Annotated in this window: 13 protein-coding genes; 8 read left to right on the top strand and 5 right to left on the bottom strand. The window is 45.9% G+C overall.

The genetic code is table 11. The features are described 5' to 3' along the window. Nucleotides 1-160: 160 nt before the first annotated feature. Nucleotides 161-811, bottom strand: coding sequence for a DUF1361 domain-containing protein (locus AAA939_RS14240; protein WP_338210990.1), 651 nt, complete (start codon nt 809-811; stop codon nt 161-163). Between the two features lie 183 nt (nt 812-994). On the opposite strand from AAA939_RS14240, the gene cdaA reads away from it, so the two are divergent. Genes cdaA through glmM form a run of 3 tightly spaced genes read left to right on the top strand, consistent with a single transcriptional unit; the run spans nt 995 to nt 4193 of the window. After that, entirely contained in the window at nt 995-1837 is an 843-nt protein-coding gene (cdaA, locus tag AAA939_RS14245; RefSeq protein WP_338210993.1) for a diadenylate cyclase CdaA, read from the top strand. Continuing rightward, nucleotides 1834-2811 (top strand): CdaR family protein, encoded by a 978-nt coding sequence (locus tag AAA939_RS14250; protein WP_338225992.1) that lies wholly within the window; start codon nt 1834-1836, stop codon nt 2809-2811. Before cdaA ends, AAA939_RS14250 begins: the two co-directional genes overlap by 4 nt. Nucleotides 2812-2837: 26 nt before the next feature. Beyond that, on the top strand, nt 2838-4193 hold the full coding sequence (gene glmM, locus AAA939_RS14255) for a phosphoglucosamine mutase (RefSeq protein ID WP_338210997.1): 1356 nt from the start codon (nt 2838-2840) through the stop codon (nt 4191-4193). A 162-nt stretch (nt 4194-4355) separates the two neighbouring features. Here the strand turns inward: glmM and AAA939_RS14260 are convergent, their stop codons facing one another. Beyond that, the gene (locus tag AAA939_RS14260) at nt 4356-6173 is read right to left on the bottom strand and encodes a collagen-binding domain-containing protein (RefSeq protein ID WP_338210999.1); all 1818 of its coding nucleotides are present in this window, start codon (nt 6171-6173) and stop codon (nt 4356-4358) included. A gap of 701 nt (nt 6174-6874) precedes the next feature. Between AAA939_RS14260 and glmS the strand changes: the two genes are divergently transcribed. From glmS to AAA939_RS14275, 3 genes are all read left to right on the top strand, one after another. Continuing rightward, entirely contained in the window at nt 6875-8692 is a 1818-nt protein-coding gene (gene glmS, locus AAA939_RS14265; RefSeq protein WP_338211001.1) for a glutamine--fructose-6-phosphate transaminase (isomerizing), read from the top strand. 172 nt (nt 8693-8864) lie between these two features. Then, nucleotides 8865-9686, top strand: a complete 822-nt coding sequence (locus AAA939_RS14270; protein ID WP_338211003.1) for a Cof-type HAD-IIB family hydrolase — start codon at nt 8865-8867, stop codon at nt 9684-9686. Nucleotides 9687-10014: 328 nt separating this feature from the next. After that, entirely contained in the window at nt 10015-12798 is a 2784-nt protein-coding gene (locus AAA939_RS14275) for a YhgE/Pip family protein (protein WP_338231004.1), read from the top strand. Between the two features lie 70 nt (nt 12799-12868). On the opposite strand, the gene AAA939_RS14280 is transcribed toward AAA939_RS14275, so the two are convergent. Then, complete coding sequence (locus tag AAA939_RS14280) at nt 12869-13888, bottom strand: aldose epimerase family protein (RefSeq protein WP_338211006.1); 1020 nt, start codon at nt 13886-13888, stop codon at nt 12869-12871. 265 nt (nt 13889-14153) lie between these two features. On the opposite strand from AAA939_RS14280, the gene AAA939_RS14285 reads away from it, so the two are divergent. Next, on the top strand, nt 14154-15239 hold the full coding sequence (locus AAA939_RS14285) for an ABC transporter ATP-binding protein (protein WP_338211008.1): 1086 nt from the start codon (nt 14154-14156) through the stop codon (nt 15237-15239). Between the two features lie 55 nt (nt 15240-15294). On the opposite strand, the gene AAA939_RS14290 is transcribed toward AAA939_RS14285, so the two are convergent. Beyond that, nucleotides 15295-16491, bottom strand: a complete 1197-nt coding sequence (locus AAA939_RS14290) for a CDP-glycerol glycerophosphotransferase family protein (protein WP_338211010.1) — start codon at nt 16489-16491, stop codon at nt 15295-15297. 23 nt (nt 16492-16514) lie between these two features. Next, nucleotides 16515-16919 carry a glycerol-3-phosphate cytidylyltransferase gene (tagD, locus tag AAA939_RS14295; protein ID WP_057706783.1) on the bottom strand — a complete coding sequence of 135 codons (405 nt, stop codon included), beginning with the start codon at nt 16917-16919 and terminating at the stop codon, nt 16515-16517. 291 nt (nt 16920-17210) lie between these two features. On the opposite strand from tagD (AAA939_RS14295), the gene tagD (AAA939_RS14300) reads away from it, so the two are divergent. Continuing rightward, on the top strand, nt 17211-17612 hold the full coding sequence (gene tagD / locus AAA939_RS14300; protein ID WP_338211012.1) for a glycerol-3-phosphate cytidylyltransferase: 402 nt from the start codon (nt 17211-17213) through the stop codon (nt 17610-17612). The last annotated feature ends 239 nt before the right edge of the window (nt 17613-17851 follow it).

The following is a 17851-nucleotide window of genomic DNA, read 5'->3' on the forward strand; positions in this document are numbered from 1 at the left end:
ATAAACCTATGATAATTGCTAACTTTTCTTCAGGTGTAAATCTAGTTCTAGGCATAATAAAATCCCCTTAAGCATTGATAGATGAATTATTGTTTTTCATCTGTCAACCTTAAGGGGACTATAGCAATTTCGGAATGGCTTTTTGCCTTTTGTCTCACACTTATTTTTGATTAGTCGTAACGCTAGTAAAGCGCCACGTTGCGTATATTAATAGTTGTAAGCACCACATAATCAGTACGAATGCGAGCATCTTAAGGGACCACATACCGACTAATTGATCCACGATGTACTGGGGTGTAATTAGTAGATAAATCGAATGCAAGCGTAAGAAACGACCGACGTAAACGCCGATGCTTGCAAACAGGAAGAGGACCACGCTAATGAGCTCGCGACTAACTGGTAACTTAGTGAGGTGCAACCGGCGAGCACATTCCTGTGCGACTTGGTCAACACCCCAAGTTCCGACAATGATGGAGACCATCATTGGTCCGATGAGATAGGCGAATTCACGCCACATCTCAAGGTTGAACCGGAGCATACCGTTGACGCCGTACGGGTGTAACAGACTGAGATGGAATAGGTCCGTCATCAGGTACGGGGCGTTGGGATAGAATAGTAACCAAATGACGCCAAGTACCCAGAAGGTCCAGTTACTCCGCCGCTTGGTCAACCAAAAACTGAGTTCAATCGGAACGTAAGCTAAAACAGTATTTAACAGTAAGAAGCGAAAAGAGTTATGCAATTCAAGCGCTGCAAAACCGATAAAGGTCCAGTAAACTAACCGAATCAGCCAGCGCTGAGTTCTAGTCATTTGATCACCACGCTTTCATCCTTAATTTTAACAGAAATATTAAATAAACTATATTAAATAACTACCTAATTAATATTAATTCAAAATATAATCGAATTCCCGTTCTTGTTTGAAATCAGGCAACGTGAGGGTGAATGCCGTGCTATAATGTGAAAGTAAATAATTTTCATAAGGAGGAGGATCATGAACTTCAACTGGGGCGCTCTATTGACAGTGCAAAACTTTGTCCGGCTCCTTGACATTCTTGCGGTCTGGTTTGTGATTTATGAGTTGATCGTATTGCTGCGGGGAACCAAGGCCGTTCAACTCTTCCGGGGAATCGTTGTTATTGCGATTGTTAAGGCTGTGAGTGTATTTATCGGTCTTGATACGGTTTCATGGATCATGGACCAAATCATTAATTGGGCCGTCATTGCAATCGTCATTATTTTCCAACCCGAAATTCGACGAGGGTTGGAGCATTTAGGACGTGGCTCGATTTTTATGCGTGGCAAGCGTCAAAATGAAGACGAAGAACGGATGATTACCGAATTGGATAAAGCTATCCAATACATGGCTAAGCGTCGAATTGGGGCCCTGATGTCCATTAAGTTGGATACTGGGTTGGAAGATTATATTGAGACTGGGATTGCCCTTGATGCAGATATCACCGGTGAATTACTGATCAACATTTTTATTCCGAATACTCCGTTACACGACGGGGCGGTGATTATCCAAGATAATCAAATTAAGGTGGCTGCAGCTTATTTGCCGTTATCAGAAAGTAATCTCATCCCTAAAGAATTAGGAACGCGTCACCGGGCTGCCGTGGGTATTAGTGAAGTAACGGACGCCTTGACGATCGTTATTTCTGAGGAAACTGGTGAGGTTTCGCTCACGAAGGATAACGAATTGATGCGGGGGATGACGCGTGAAAATTATTTGCGTTATTTCCGTCAAGTCTTGCTGACACCAGAAGATCAAACTCATCAAAATGCGATTCAAAATTGGTTTGCACGCATTTTCGGAGGGGGTCCTCGTAAATGAAAAAATTCATGGATAGTGCCTGGGCAATGCGCCTATTAGCGTTAGTTTGTGCCTTAGTTCTATTTGCATACGTTAACTCGCTAAAGTCTTCTCATAATACGAGCATTTTAACGAATAGCTCGTCTAAGACCACGTTAACTTCGAATCGAAAAGTGACGATTAACGCGCCGTTGGAACTAAACGTCAATAGCACCAAGTACTTTGTGACCGGCTACCCAGAAAACGTTAAAGTAACGATTGAGGGGCCGGCAGCGCTTGTGACGACGACCGCGAATACCCAGAATTTTAAGGTGTACGCGAACTTATCTGATTTATCAGTAGGCCGTCACAGCGTCAAAGTTCAAGTTGATGGTCTTAATAAGGAACTTAGCTATTCGCTGAATCAGAAATATATCCATATTAATATTCAGCCCCGACGTACGGCGACGTATAAAGTCCGCGCTGACTTTAATAAGGCCAACGTTGCGGCGGGATATGAAGCTGGTAGTGCCCGGTTAGGAACTTCGTCCGTTAAAGTGACGGGGGCCGTTAGTGAGGTTAGCCGGGTTGCGAAGGTCGTTGCGGTCGTGAATACCGTGAAGAATTTACAAAAATCGGTAAACCAACAGGCGATGATCGAAGCCTTAGATGCTAATGGGCAGACGTTAAACGTTGTCTTAACGCCATCAACGACTTCGGTTTATATTCCAATCAAACAAGCGGCGACGACGAAAGACGTGCCGGTTGATTTGAAGGCCAGCGGTAAGACGTCGGCGGACACCAGTTATTCGTTCTCAACGGATACGAAGTCGGTGACCGTCACGGGGACTAAGGCGGCGTTAGCCAAGTTGTCGTCGTTGCCAGTCGATGTCGACGTCTCAGACGTGACGTCGAATACGGAAAAGACGGTTAAGGTTTCGACGGACGATGAAGATGACATTTCATCGGTTAGTCCAACGTCCATTAAAGTTAAAATTACAGTTAAAAGTAACTGATTATTCTGAAATGAGGTAAATTAACAATGAAATATTTTGGTACTGATGGGGTTCGTGGAATCGCAAACTCAGGTTTAACTCCTGAATTAGCTTTTCGTTTAGGCCGTGCGGGTGGCTACGTGTTAACAGAACACGCTGAAAATAAAGACAGCCAACCACGCGTTTTGGTTGCTCGTGATACACGGATTTCTGGGCAGATGTTAGAAGAAGCGTTAGTTGCTGGACTATTATCCGCAGGGATTGAAGTATTGCGCTTAGGCGTGATTACAACGCCCGGAGTGGCTTACTTAGTTCGGATTCAAGACGCCGACGCCGGGGTCATGATTTCTGCATCCCACAATCCGGTAGAAGATAACGGGATTAAATTCTTTGGTGGTGACGGCTTTAAGTTGTCAGACGCGAAGGAAGAAGAAATTGAAGCGTTACTTGAACAACCAACTGATGATTTGCCACGGCCAGCTGCCGAAGGGTTAGGGACGGTTGCCGACTTCCCAGAAGGTAACTTGAAGTATTCCCAATTCTTGGAACAAACCATTCCAGACGACTTGAGTGGCATTCATTTGGCCGTTGACGGTGCGAATGGCTCAACAAGTAACTTAGTTTCACGGATTTTTGCCGACTTAAACGTGGACTTTGAAACGATGGCAACTTCACCAGACGGCTTAAACATCAACAAGGGCGTGGGTTCAACCCATCCCGAAGCTTTATCTAAGTTCGTTGTTGAAAAGGGCGCCCAAGTTGGGTTAGCTTTTGACGGTGACGGTGACCGGTGTATCGCAGTTGATGAATTAGGAAACATTATCGATGGCGATAAGATCATGTATATCTGTGGGAAGTTCCTCAGCGAACGCGGCAAGTTGAAGAAGGATACCGTTGTAACGACCGTTATGAGTAACATCGGTTTATACAAAGCCTTAGAAACTGCCGGTTTACACAGTGAAAAGACTCAAGTTGGGGACCGTTACGTGGTTGAAGAAATGTTGAAAGACGGCTTTAACCTTGGTGGCGAACAATCTGGTCACGTGGTCTTCCTTGATTTCAACACGACTGGTGACGGAATGTTAACGGGGATTCAACTCTTACACGTGATGAAAGAAACGGGTAAGAAGTTATCCGAATTAGCTGGAGAAGTAACCACTTATCCACAAAAATTAGTTAACGTTAAGGTTCAAGATAAGAAAGCTGCTTTGAACAACGAAAAGATTCAAAGCATCATCAAAGAAGTTGAAACGGAAATGGCCGGTGAAGGTCGCGTCTTAGTACGCCCTTCAGGGACCCAAGACTTACTCCGGGTCATGGCAGAAGCCAAGACCGAAGAATTGGTTGGTGCTTACGTTGACCGCATCGTTGACGTGGTTAAAACCGAAGTTGGGGTCGACTAGTTACTTAGTCTGAATCCGTCAAATATAAAAATTGCCGCCTGACAGAATTCTGTTGGGCGGCAATTTTTATATTTAATGGATTCTGGTTGACACATAATGACATGTGATGCGGGACTCGGAGTATAAAATCGAAAAATCATCATCAGCGGCAACTTTTAAATGTTAGTTCGCGTGTGTTCGTCGATGACGGTACCAGCCAATCCCCAGAGCAATGAGGGTCAGGCAGAGCCCGATGATTGTCAGCACGATTGAATCTCGTTCATCGGTCTGTGGTAACCGCTGCAAGTTAGCCGCTGCTAAGCCCCGTGACCGGACGGTGGCAAGCTGGGTCGCACGAACCGGGTCATTGGCGGCTTGCGCTTGTTGGATGTGACGGTCGAGGGTCTTTAAGGCTGGACTCGCACTGTTACGGTTAGTCGGCTGAGCTAGTGCTTGCGTCAAAGCGGTGTCAAGCTGTTCGACTGCTGGGTCGTCGCTAACCGGCGTCAAGGTAGCTGGTTGATCCGATGCCTTGATTGTCGTTGTATTTTGGGATCGCTTAGCTGGCGCATCTAGGCTTTTATCCGCTGTTTTTGATTCAGTTTTGGTCACAACCTTTTCTTTTTCTGCGGTTGATTCGTTTGGTTCTTTAGTTGTTTCTTTTTCCGGAGCAGGTGTTTCTGGCGTCACTAAGTCTTCTTTTTCGGGATCTGGTTCAGTAACAGTTTCTTTGTCCTCTTTCTCAGGTTCGGGTTCAGTGACGGTTTCTTTGTCCTTATCCTCGGGATCCGGTTCGGTAATGGTCTCTTCGTCCTCTTCCTCAGGATCTGGTTCAGTAATCGTTTCTTCTTCTTCTTCGTCTTCCTCTTCTGGTTCTTGCTCATCGCCTGAATTATCTTGAAGGTCCCACCGGTGGCTTTCAGCTTGAATCAAAACGTTGTTGGCGATTAGGTTACCGTCCATGTTTTGATTAGCGACTAAATTTCCGTGTGGGAGTAAGACACTTCCCTGCGAAGTGGCGTTGACGGTCAGAGTACCCGTCACGGCTTGCTGACCGTTGTGGAAATTCCAAAGCAAGTGGTTGTCACCAAAGTCGTCAGCGTCCTTATTATTTCGCTCCGTGCCATCTTGGTAGCTAATCTTGATGGGACTATTCACGACGTAGTCCGCAGCGCCGGTGTCAACGTTGAAGATGACGGTGGGGCCGTTGGGGGTATCTGATAAGCCTTTGATAATCAGTGGCCGTGATAAGCTAAGCACTTCTGGTACCAAGTTAATCACGATTTGACCATTTACGGATCCCAGTTTTGACACGTCAATGACCCGGTTGTTTTCGTCCGTGAAGTTGGCGTTACTAAACTGGGCCTGCGGGGAGGTTTGGCTGAGCGTGAGGTTTAGCTGTGATAAGGTCGCAAATTCGGCGTCAAAATCAAGGTAGACTTGGCCAGGTTGATCTTGATAAACCTCGTCCGTAACTAAGTGGTCAATAATGACACCATTGATTAGAGGACCTTGAGGGTTACTCGTATCGATGGTGATGTTTTCCCCGAAAATCACTTTATTACATCGAATTGGCCCTGCGGAAATAAACGAACTTTTAGCGATCTTGTCGATGGTTTGCAAATAGGTAATGTCGCGGTCCAACAACTCAAGCTTATTAGTTGTCCCAAAGTCAACGTGACCCGTTAGTTTTTGGACGGCCAAGTTACCCGCAGTATGCGTTTCAAGTTCTGCCGATCGTGCAAAGATGTGAAATTGCGACGCAACGCCTAAAACATTTTGCAAGTTGGGGTGGTCCTCGTAGACCGTACCGCCACTTGGAATGGTCGGTCGTTCAGTTGATGGCTGTACTTGCTCCGTTGCCGGCTGTTCAGAACTGTCAGTGGCAAGTACGGTGGCTGGCATTAAGCTGATTCCGCTAGCAAAGGCGAACGTCGCTACCAAGATTCGGAAGACGTGCCGAGCTGCAGTCCAGTAGGTCTGATCAATTTGTCGTTGCATGTCAATACACCTCGCTTGTTGGGTGGGCATCTAACTACAGGTCATCGTTAAAGTATGGGGTAAAACCGCCTTTCTATCAGAAGGAGTGTGAACACGTGTGATTACGTTCACATATCTTATCAACATAATCATATATAAGTGTTGTTTCAATGTCAATATTAATGATAACCATTAGTTTAAATTCATTAATGGACTTCATATTAATTGATAACATTCGCTTTTTAAAAATAAAGAGGATTATATTTTTACGTTTATATGTAAGAACTTAAATGTGAAATGGCAAGCTTTTGGATTGCTAGTGCCTGTTTAAACCGCTTATGGTAGGTGAATAAATATCAAAAAATTGTTGAAGGGGGGACCATCCTTGAAATATAAGTAATTTAATTGGTATATGGATGAACTAACGTGTATACCAATGCAAATTATTGTTGACAATTATCCCTTACAAAGTTAAAGTTAACTTGTTTCTAGGAAATATACCAATGGGAGGATAGACTAGACCAATTTTTAATTGGTTCAATTGGAATAGCGCCAGGACTTTAGGTTTTAAAGTTGACGAGGATGACGTTTATCGACAATCGACGGGTGACGTCAGGGACTGCACTCTACAGGGTAATTACAAAAACCAGTTGTGAGACTGATGACAGATATTTTACCCACGCAGCTAGAAACAATTCAAAACAGTAAAGGAAGATTATTTTATGTGTGGAATTGTTGGAGTTACCGGTAAAGACAGCGCAGTATCAATTTTATTGAATGGTTTGGAAAAACTAGAATATCGTGGTTACGATTCAGCTGGTATTTATGTTAATGACCAGGATGGCCATGATTACTTAGTTAAGGAAAAGGGCCGGATTGACGACTTGCGCAAAGAAGTCGGGGCCAACGTACACGGTTCAACTGGTATTGGTCACACCCGGTGGGCAACGCATGGTGCACCAAGTGTTGCAAACGCGCATCCCCAGGTTTCTGCGGATGGCCGTTTCTACTTGGTTCATAACGGTGTGATCGAAAACTTCCAAGATTTGAAGAGTCAGTACTTAAGTGACGTTACTTTCAAGTCTCAAACGGATACCGAAGTTATCGTGCAATTGGTTGACCGCTTCGTCACCAAGGAAAACTTATCCACGCTGGATGCCTTCCGCAAGACATTAGGCTTGTTAGGCCGTTCATCATACGGATTCTTGTTGATGGATAAGGAAGATCCTGATACGTTGTACGTGGCTAAAAATAAGAGCCCATTGCTAATTGGGGTTGGCAAGGGCTTCAACGTTGTCTGCTCAGACAGCTTAGCCATGCTTGACCAAACGAAGGATTACATGGAATTACACGATGGGGAAATCGTTGTGGTTAAGCCAGACGAAATCAAGATTACCAATCAACAGGGTCAATCCGTTGAACGGGACACGTTCCACGTTGACATTGATGCCGCTCAAGCAGATAAAGGGACTTATCCCTTCTATATGTTGAAGGAAATTGATGAACAACCAAACGTGATGCGTAAGTTGTCGCAAGTTTACTTGAATGACGATGGCCAACCAATCATTAACCAGGAACTCTTGGATGCCATTAAAGCCGCCGACCGGTTATACATCGTGGCAGCCGGAACGAGTTATCACGCTGGTTTAGTGGGTGCGAAGTTATTCGAATCCTTAGCTAACGTGCCAACTGAAGTTCACGTTTCATCTGAATTTGCCTACAACCAACCATTGTTGTCAGATCATCCGTTCTTCATTTTCTTGACCCAGTCTGGTGAAACTGCCGACAGTCGGGAAGTCTTACTGAACGTTAACGAACAGAAATTCCCAAGTTTGACGATTACCAACGTGCCTAACTCAACGTTGTCACGTGAAGCAACCTACACGTTGTTACTACATGCGGGTCCTGAAATCGCGGTAGCCTCAACGAAGGCTTACACGGCGCAGATTGCTTTGGAAGCTATTTTGGCCAAAGCGTTAGGTGACGCCGACAACCAACCAGCAGCGCAAAACTTTGATGTTAAGAAGCAGTTGGCATTGGTTGCTAATGGGATGCAAGGGTTAGTTGACGAAAAGAAGTCATTCGAAGCCATTGCTAAGGCCGATTTGTTGCATACGCCAAACGCGTTCTACATTGGTCGGGGCTTAGACTACGCAGTTTCATTGGAAACGGCGTTGAAGTTGAAGGAAATTTCATACGTTCAGGCGGAAGGATTTGCTTCCGGTGAATTAAAGCATGGGACGATTGCATTAATCGAAAAGGACACCCCAGTCATTGGGATCATTACGCAAGCCAACACTGCATCGTTGACGCGGTCAAACTTACAAGAAGTTGCTGCTCGGGGTGCCAAGACGATTACGATCGTGAGTGAAGGCTTGGCTAAAGATGGCGATACGATCGTGTTACCAGCTGTAGACGAACGGTTGACGGCACTACTCAGTGTTGTGCCTGGTCAATTACTTGCCTACTACACGAGTCTTACCAAGGGATTGGACGTGGATAAGCCACGGAACCTTGCCAAGAGTGTAACGGTTGAATAAGCTTAAATTTTAAGTGTTTTGAAAAGTGCGCCTTGGAAACCTAATCGTTTCTAAGGCGCACTTTTCAATTTTGGCAGGCGCCGCTTTTTGTCACCACGTGAAAACGAGTATAATAAAGACTATCTATCGCGGGAAGGTCCCGTGATAATGTAATAATAAGGGGGAACTTTTCGTGTCCATTAAGTTAATTGCGACCGATCTCAATGGCACCTTACTGCGTGCCGACCAAAGCTTCGACCAGGCGCGCTTCAAACGGGTCCTTGCCGGATTAAAACAATTAAATATTCCGCTGGTACTGTCTTCAGGTAATCAGTATGCGCATTTGCAACAGCTGTTTGCGGATGTGTTGGCGGACAATCTCGTCATGGTGGCGGAAAACGGTGCGTCGATCTATGCGCAAGGTCAGCAAATCTTTGATGGCAGTTTAACCGCTGAGCAGCAGCGTCATTTTGTGACTGTCGATCGGTTCAAAGACTTGTTCAAGCACGCTTATCTGATTTTAGTGGGTAGTCATGGTTCCTATACGGAAAAGGGTGCGCCCGCAAAGTTAGTGGCAATGGCGCGTCAATTTTATGATAATTTACAGTTAGTCGATAATCTGGACACGGTAGACGATCGTATTAAGAAAATCAGTGTGTCGACAACGCCAGACGCGGCCGCAACGTTAGTTGAACAACTCAATACGTATTTCTATGGGCAACTGCGCGCACATGACAGCGGGTACGGCGTGGTCGATCTTGTCGGACAACACGTGGGTAAATTGCCGGCAATTCAATTTTTGGCCCAACGCTGGGGGTTAAACGCTGACGAAGTGATGGCGTTTGGTGACGGTGCTAATGACGTACCGTTGCTTCAATACGCGACGCACAGTTATGCCATGGTCAATGCGCCAGCAGAAGTGCAGGCGGTGGCCCAGCACGTAACGGCGCTAGATAATGAACACGCCGGAGTGCTTGCGACCATTGAAAAACTGGTCTTAGGAAAAACAAATTAACAACGGCTTTTAGGTCAAAATAAAATGGTTCTAGTGAACGAATGGGGATGCCCCAGCCGTCAACTAGAACCATTTTTTTAGTTAGTTTCTTTTCGTTGGGGCGAAAAACTGAAAAATTTTAAGTGAATTGGATGAAATGGGTCAGTGTTTCAGTTTGACTGTGGTTAAATTAACTGATGAGAGAAGGTTAGTGAAAACCAAACTATTTCTAGTAAAAACATTGCACAGCCTTAACGGCGACCGCTGACAATGGTGATTTTTTTGAGACAACAATGGGCATGAGTTAGAACGATTGATTGCAAGGCTTTGAGTGGGGGCTAAAGTGAACATGTTTAAGGCGGAATGGCAGTACCTATTTAAGCACAAGTTGATGCTAATGGTCATTATCGTAATTGGTTTTATTCCGTCCATTTACGCGGTGACCTTTCTAAAATCAATGTGGGACCCGTACGGTAAGCTCCAGAATTTGCCAGTCGCGGTGGTCAATCATGATCAGGCCGTCACGTCGCAGGGACAGCATCTAAACGTTGGTCACCAATTAACGGACAATTTAAAGCGGTCTAACGGCATGGATTTCAAGGTAGTCAAGTCAACGGCGGTCGCCAAACGTGGCTTGCGGGATGGCAAATACTACATGGTTGTTACCATCCCGAAGAATTTTTCACACAATGCCACGACTTTAATGGCAAAACGCCCTCAGAAGATGGTCTTACACTACGAAACGAGTGCGGGGCATAACTTTACGGCATCGAAAATGACGGCGTCAGCGGCTCAAAGTGCGGCCGCCAGCGTTTCGGAACAAATTACTAAAACGTATGCGAAGACGTTGTTTAACAGTTTGAAGCAACTCGGAATGGGGATGCGGACGGCTGGCAAAAATAATCAGAAACTTGCCCAGGGGAGCCGGCAAGCTGAGCAAGCCAATCAAAAACTCACAACGGGGTTAAATACCTTGGCCAAGAGTACCTTGACCTTAAGTAATGGCGCGCAGACGCTTAGTCAGGGCTTGGATCAATATATGACGGGAGTGGCGCAGGCTAGGAGTGGTAGCCAGCAGGTGACGACCGGACTGGATACCTTACTTAGTAGCAGCCAACAGTTAGCTAATGGGGTGCAAAGTTTAAATGACGGTGGGCAACGTTTGGCGAGTGGTATTCAAACTTATACGACGGGCGTCCAAACGTTGAATCGCGGGACACAGGCGTACGTTGGCGGCGTTGCCAGTGTTAATCAAGGGGCGCAAAGGCTCCAAGCGGGAATGAGCACCTTGAATGAAAAGACCGGCACGCTTCAAAGTGGTAGTGCGCAGTTAGCGTCGGCCAGTGCGGATTTGACGACTGGTTTACGAGCCTTAGGCGGGAGTAGTGGTGACTTGGCGACCAGCTTGGCAACGGCTTCAAAAGGGCTGGCGGGGGCTAGTTCCCAACGGGCCACGTTGGCTGACCGGTTAGATAAACTAGCGACGACCGTGACTCAGGGGGATAGTAGCTCGGAGCAATTGATCCAAGTTAAAGCGGCGAGTGATCAGTTGCAGACGGCTTTAACCACGTTGCAAAGTGACCAAAAGAACGCGCAGGCCGCGTTACAAGCAAAGGTGAGTGCGGCCGCGGATACCCAAAAATTAACTACGACGCAAAAAAACGCCATGGTGGCAGCCGTGAGTGCTAGTCCGGAAACCTCAACTAAGGCGCTCAGCGACGCGACGGCCCAATTGACGACCGCGTTAGCACGTGTCCAGGACAGTCCAACGAGTGCCGTAAACCAACAACTGGCCGCCATTAAGCAAACGCTAACGGCGATGGGGAATGGACAACAGCAGTTAGCAACTGGGCTTGCAGGGATGACCACGGGTGCGCAGACCTTGACGACTAAGCTGCAAGCAGCGGCTAGCGGAATGGCCGCCTTAAATACCGGCCTCACCACGTTACAAAGTTCAACCCCGGCACTTGCGAGTGGCATCGCCCAGTTGCGTGACGGGGCTGGTACGCTTGCGAATGGCACGGCCCAACTAACGACAAAAGGGACGCAGTTAACGGCCGGTACGCAGGCGCTTGATGCTTCCGGTGGTCAGTTGAACGATGGGGCGGCTAGTTTGAGTTCGGGAATTGCTACGTTAAACGGTAAAGTGCCTAGTTTGACAAGTGGGGTCGCTCAACTTGCGAATGGCTCGCAGCAGGTTACAAGTGGCCTGCAAACCTTAAATGATAAGGGAAGTCAGTTGATCAATGGCGCCGGCCAACTGACTGACGGTACAACTCAGTTAAATCGTGACAGTCAGCAGTTAGCGAACGGGTCACAACAGTTAGGGACCGGCTTGGACAAAGTGACGACAGGGAATCAAACGTTGGCCACAAAGTTAACGCAGGCGGGGAAACGGGCCAAGGTTGATCCAACTAAACTGACCTATGACCAGGTCGCTAAGCCGACTACCACGAGTCACACTGAACGGGACCGCGCTAAAAATAACGGGACCGGGATGGCGCCGTACATGATGTCGGTCTCGCTATTCGTTGGTGCGTTAGCCTTTAACATGATGTTTGACACGTATACGCCGCGCCGTTATCCGCGCACTGGTGCTGGTTGGTGGCTAAGCAAGGCGTCCGTCCTCGATGGCTTTGCGCTCTTTGAGAGTTTGCTGATTGTGACTTTTTTGATGGTGATTGACGGGTTAGCTCCAATCTACGTTTGGGCGACGTTTGGTATGGTTTTGTGTATCGCGCTAGCCTTTATGAGTATCGTGTACTGGTTAAACCTCGTTTTAGGAAAAGTTGGCTCGTTTTTCAGCATGATCTTACTCGTTTTACAACTCGGTGGTTCGGGTGGGACTTACCCGATTGAATTATCGAACGGCTTCTTCCAAACTATCCATCCGTGGTTACCCATGACGTACGCGGTTAATGGCTTGCGGGAAGTGTTGATGATTGGGGATACGGCGGTGCCTGAAATGATTATCCTGTTCCTGATTGCGCTAGCTTTTTCAGGACTTTGCATGTTATTCTTTGCGCGCCGGCGTGGTCGGTTACAGCGGATTGATTTTGAGGAGCAAGCGGTCACTGAATCTACGCCAGACCAGGAAAAAACTGAGTCAGCTGACCAGTCAGAAAAACAGTAGTAGATAAACAAAACCAGTAAGCCCCACACAGTTCATGGCCGTGCGGGGCTTACTGGTTTGTTTTAGACCGTTAAACGTCGTAGATATTTGAAAATTGATAGGCGGTCTGGTAAGTGATTGGAACGTTCGGTTCAATGATGATGCTCCCAAATTCACGGTGGTGAATCGCGTCGGGTAAAACTTGGGGTTGTAATGAAAGCCCTAGTTGTGAGCGCATTGGTTTACCGCCATTGAGCCGGTAACGGTCGTCACGGTAGTTGGTGGCACTGGAGGCCACGATTGCGGGCGCGTTCGTACGGAGCGTGACTTTACGACCACTGACCCGGTCAAATAGTTCGACTTGGGGGTACGGCGTCTTATTTAAGACGAAACCGTGGCGCAGGCCACCTTTGATTTTGGCAATCTGGGGACCGATTTCAGTTGGTTCCCGGAAATCAAACGGACTATCCGTGACCCACGGAAGTTTACCTGTTGGAATGTTGTGTTTATTGAGCGCAGCGTATTCATCGGCATTGATTTTAAGAATATCGTGGTTAATTAAGCTTTCGGCGTTACCGCTTAAGTTGAAGTAGGTGTGGTTGGTCGGGTTAAAGAGGGTTTCCTTATCACTTTTACCCGTGTAGCTAATCGTAAACTTACCATTATTGTCCAAAATAAAGTCGGCGGTGATGGTCATCGTCCCGGGATAGCCGTTTTCGCCATCGAGGGTAATGTATTGCATGACGAGGCCAACTTGTTCACTAGTCTGGAGCTTCCGTTCCAAAAACCAGGGTTCAAACGCAATTTGGGGCATATTGCCGCCATTCAAATGGTTTTCCCCGGAATTCTGGGTCAATTCATAGTTACGCCACTTGGCATTCTTGATCACACCGGCAACCCGGGCGATGGTGGCGCCAAAAAATGACTGGTAAGTAATGTAGTCTTCGCCTTCATCAAACCCTAAGACAACGTTTGCATAATTGCCGTCTTTATCGTGTGTCTTGATGGCCGTGACCGTGGCGCCCCAGTCCATCACCGTGACACTCATGTGGTGATTGTTCACTAATGTGTAATAGTTAATACCGTTTGCTTGATGTTCGATTATTTTCATACGCTCATCCACTCCAATGCATGCCTAACAATTAACTTGCTAACTTAAGTATATTTCATTAGTCGTGATAATGCGAACGTTTGCCCGGCAAACAAACGAATAAGTCTGTTTAATTGTGTGATAAATCACAAATGAAACCAGACTTAATTTTGACTTAAGCTTGTACGGTCCTGCTTGACGCTTTTTGACTTCTCTAGTACCATATAGCAGTTAGTTATGCTCGAGTATTAGTATATAAATCGCAGAATATATAGGAAGTATCAAAATGACAGCTGATTATAAAATTAAGGTTCAAAATGTGACCAAGGAGTTTGATTTATTCAAAACTCGCTCTGATCAATTAAAAGCGTTCTTCTCGATTTCTAACCGGCCAATCCCAGAATTCTGGGCGTTAAAGGGAATTTCACTTGAAGTGGAACCCGGCGAGACGCTGGGGCTAATTGGGGTTAATGGTTCTGGTAAATCCACTTTGTCTAACATTATTTCCGGGGTGATTCCACAAACAACCGGTGTGGTTGACGTGCGCGGGGATACTTCGATCGTTGCCATCAATTCAGGATTACGGGGCCAATTGACCGGGATGGAAAACATCCGGCTCAAGGCGCTGATGATGGGGATGACCAATCATGAGATTGACTCGATGTTAGACGACATTATCGCCTTTGCTGATATTGGCGACTTCGTTTATCAGCCGGTCAAAAGTTATTCTTCCGGGATGAAGTCACGGTTAGGGTTCGCAATTGCGGTCCATATCAATCCGGATATTTTAATTATTGACGAAGCGTTATCCGTTGGTGATGATACCTTCTATCAAAAGTGTGTGGAAAAGATTCAACAATTTAAAGAAGCCGGCAAGACAATCATCTTCGTCAGCCATTCTTTGAAACAAATTGAAATGATGTGTGACCGGGTCGCTTGGATCCAGTACGGTGATTTGAAACAAATCGGGGCAACCGATGAAGTTGTCGGCGAATACCGGAAGTTTATCAAGTGGTTCAAAGCACTCTCGAAAAAAGATAAGAAGAAGTATCAAAACGAAGCTAAGAAAAAGCAAAAGGCTTTCGACATTGAAGCGTATGAAAAACAAGTCGTAGCTGAACGGCAGCAAGCCAATGCTGAAGATCAGCACGTTGCTAGGGAGGTCCACAAGGATTTCTATGGCAGTGTCATTTCGGAAACTATGTCGTGGGGCAACCGCATTCTGACGACGGTGGTTGGGATTGCAGTGGTGTTCTTAATGTTAGTCAACGTTTCGGGACACTCGTTGACGAGTGTGGTTCAGCACCCGTCGCATATTTGGCACCCAACGACGACGCTCAAGGGGCCTGGTGTAACAAAGTCCGTTAAATAAACAAAGCAACCTTAGTCAACTGGATCTGTCCAGATGACTAAGGTTGCTTTTTAGTTTAGTGGTTAGTTGATGCGTGATCGGTCATTAACTGAACGACCCGGTCGCTGGCGGTCCCTTTTTCCCACGACGTAAACTTCTTTTGGAAGGCGTGCATTTTAGCCGCGTATTCGGGGTAAGTCCCGTCGGCTAGGAAACGTTGAATCGCCGTTAAAAATTCTGGTTCCGTGGTGACGATTGGGCCAGGAACTTCTTGGTAGTCGAAGTAAAACCCACGGATATCATCTTGATAGTGCGTTAGGTCATACGGATAAAATAACATCGGCCGATCCAAGATGGCAAAGTCGAACATGACGGATGAGTAGTCCGTGATTAACAGGTCACTGATCAAGTAGAGATCATCAATTTCCTCGTTCACGCAGAGTCGGACCTGGTCTTCAAAGCCAGTAATGTCGATCGACTCAGCAACCAAGTAGTGGGGCCGGATGATAAGCACGTCGTCGGGTCCCAATTGTTTAGTCAATTCACTCAAACGGAAGGGCAGGTCCATCTTGTACATTCCCTTTCGAATGAAGAAGTCGTCACGCCAGGTTGGGGCGTATAAAATCACGCGCCCGTCCTGATGACCGACGATTCGCTGTTTGATCTTGCGAATGGTGTCAGCATCATGAGCGTGCTTTACGAGGCGGTCGTTACGCGGGTAGCCGTAATCTAAAAACTGGTGTTGAAAGTTGAACGCTCGCTTAAAAATATCTTGTGAAAATTGATTAGGACTAATTAGGTAGTCCCAGCGCCGGCTCTCACTAGAGAAATTATGGCGATACTTTTCCGTATCGATTCCCGGCATCGTCACGTTTGCAATGTCGATCCCCAAACGTTTCAACGGGGTGCCGTGCCACGTCTGAATGTAGATGGTCCCGCGATTCTTTTTTAACCAGTACGGCATCCGGGCGTTAAAGACCCAGAAGTTTGCCACGGGGGCAATTGTCAGCCATTTAGCGGAAAACCGTGAGACGAAGGTGATTTGCGGGAAATCCTGGCGGGCTTGTTCGATGAAACGGTGTTTAACGCCCCAAACGAGCCGCCAATCGGGATGGGCTTTTTGTAACGCTTCATAGATTGATAACGGGTTATCAGTGGGTAACTTTCCGTTAAATGCTTCGAATAAAACGAGGTGTTTTTTTACCGGAGCAACGGTTGCAATCAGGTTGAATAGCCGGCGGTAGACCTGACTAATAATTTGCTTAAGTGACATTGAACTAGATCCTCACAACAATTCTATTTATTTTGGAAATTTAAGTCGTGCTTAATTTTGGTCGTAGAAATTTCAGGTGTCCGCGGCAGGTAAATGACTTCGGCGTTGGTCTGTTCGCCAACGAAATCGAATTTACCTTTCCAGTCGTCTCCCATGACGAATTTGTCAATTTGGTAGAAATTGATATCGTTCACTTTTTGATCCCAAGAGTTTTCAGGAATCACTAAGTCGACGTAGCGAATTGCTTCCAATAATGCTTTGCGTTTTTCGTAGGAGAAGTAAGCCTTCTTTTGCTTGCTTTCCCAGTTAAACTCGTCGGTGGAGAGGGCGACAATTAGATAATCGCCAAGGGCCTTAGCACGTTTCAACAATTCAATGTGGCCATAATGTAATAAATCAAAGGTACCATACGTAATTACACGTTTCATACGAAAATCCTCCTACTTTATGCCAAAAGTTAGTTAATAATGCTGGACAGAATCATATCCATTATAGCATGAAATTGACACTGGTCATGGGGGGCAGTGAGGCGGATTGGACGTTTCAGAAGTTAGAGCGTTTAACAACTATTAGTGAAAAATAATGCGGTGCGATAAGGATTTAAATATTGTTCAATGTCCTTATGAAAAGGTAAAAAATTAAAATCCTAATTGACCTTGAGCGAATATATGGTACTATGAATGGTATTAAATTAACGATAGTCACGTCTAGGAGATATTATGAAAAAAGTAATCACTTACGGAACATTTGATTTATTACACAAGGGTCATATTCGCTTATTAAAGCGGGCCAAAGCATTGGGTGACCACTTAACAGTTTGTGTTTCTACGGATGAATTTAATGCCATTAAAGGCAAAAAAGCTTACACGTCGTTTGAAGATCGTAAGTACATTTTAGAAGCTATCCGTTACGTTGACGAAGTGATTCCAGAACAAGGCTGGGATCAAAAAATCAAGGATGTGCAAGACCACGATATCGATACCTTTGTGATGGGTGATGACTGGGAAGGTAAGTTCGACTTCCTAAAGGATTATTGTGAAGTAGTCTACTTACCGCGTACTGAAGGCATTTCGACCACTAAAATCAAGCATGATTTGGGAATGCAAGTCGATGCTGATTAAAATTTAATTTGTTACAATGAGCAACGAAAGATAACCAGGGAATTCGTTGCCACGTTGCGCTATTAACGGGGAGGAGTCTCTCTTGTTAGTGGCGCTTTTTTTGTTAGAATATAAATGGCTCTTTGTCAACGGCTGTTGATGAGGAACTTTATGAGGAAACCAATTCATTTTCGAATTGGTTTCCTTTTTTTGTTCTGAATTGTAAATTCAATCCGAATTCGTGTGTAAAAACGCGACCA

The sequence above is a fragment of the Lactiplantibacillus paraxiangfangensis genome (assembly GCF_036246185.1).
Lineage (GTDB): Bacteria > Bacillota > Bacilli > Lactobacillales > Lactobacillaceae > Lactiplantibacillus > Lactiplantibacillus paraxiangfangensis.

Coding starts and splice junctions, on each gene's coding strand:
- AAA939_RS14240 (WP_338210990.1), bottom strand. CDS start 811: ATGACTAGAACTCAGCGCTGGCTGATTCGGTTAGTTTACTGGACCTTT.
- cdaA (WP_338210993.1), top strand. CDS start 995: ATGAACTTCAACTGGGGCGCTCTATTGACAGTGCAAAACTTTGTCCGG.
- AAA939_RS14250 (WP_338225992.1), top strand. CDS start 1,834: ATGAAAAAATTCATGGATAGTGCCTGGGCAATGCGCCTATTAGCGTTA.
- glmM (WP_338210997.1), top strand. CDS start 2,838: ATGAAATATTTTGGTACTGATGGGGTTCGTGGAATCGCAAACTCAGGT.
- AAA939_RS14260 (WP_338210999.1), bottom strand. CDS start 6,173: ATGCAACGACAAATTGATCAGACCTACTGGACTGCAGCTCGGCACGTC.
- glmS (WP_338211001.1), top strand. CDS start 6,875: ATGTGTGGAATTGTTGGAGTTACCGGTAAAGACAGCGCAGTATCAATT.
- AAA939_RS14275 (WP_338231004.1), top strand. CDS start 10,015: ATGTTTAAGGCGGAATGGCAGTACCTATTTAAGCACAAGTTGATGCTA.
- AAA939_RS14280 (WP_338211006.1), bottom strand. CDS start 13,888: ATGAAAATAATCGAACATCAAGCAAACGGTATTAACTATTACACATTA.
- AAA939_RS14285 (WP_338211008.1), top strand. CDS start 14,154: ATGACAGCTGATTATAAAATTAAGGTTCAAAATGTGACCAAGGAGTTT.
- AAA939_RS14290 (WP_338211010.1), bottom strand. CDS start 16,491: ATGTCACTTAAGCAAATTATTAGTCAGGTCTACCGCCGGCTATTCAAC.
- tagD (WP_057706783.1), bottom strand. CDS start 16,919: ATGAAACGTGTAATTACGTATGGTACCTTTGATTTATTACATTATGGC.
- tagD (WP_338211012.1), top strand. CDS start 17,211: ATGAAAAAAGTAATCACTTACGGAACATTTGATTTATTACACAAGGGT.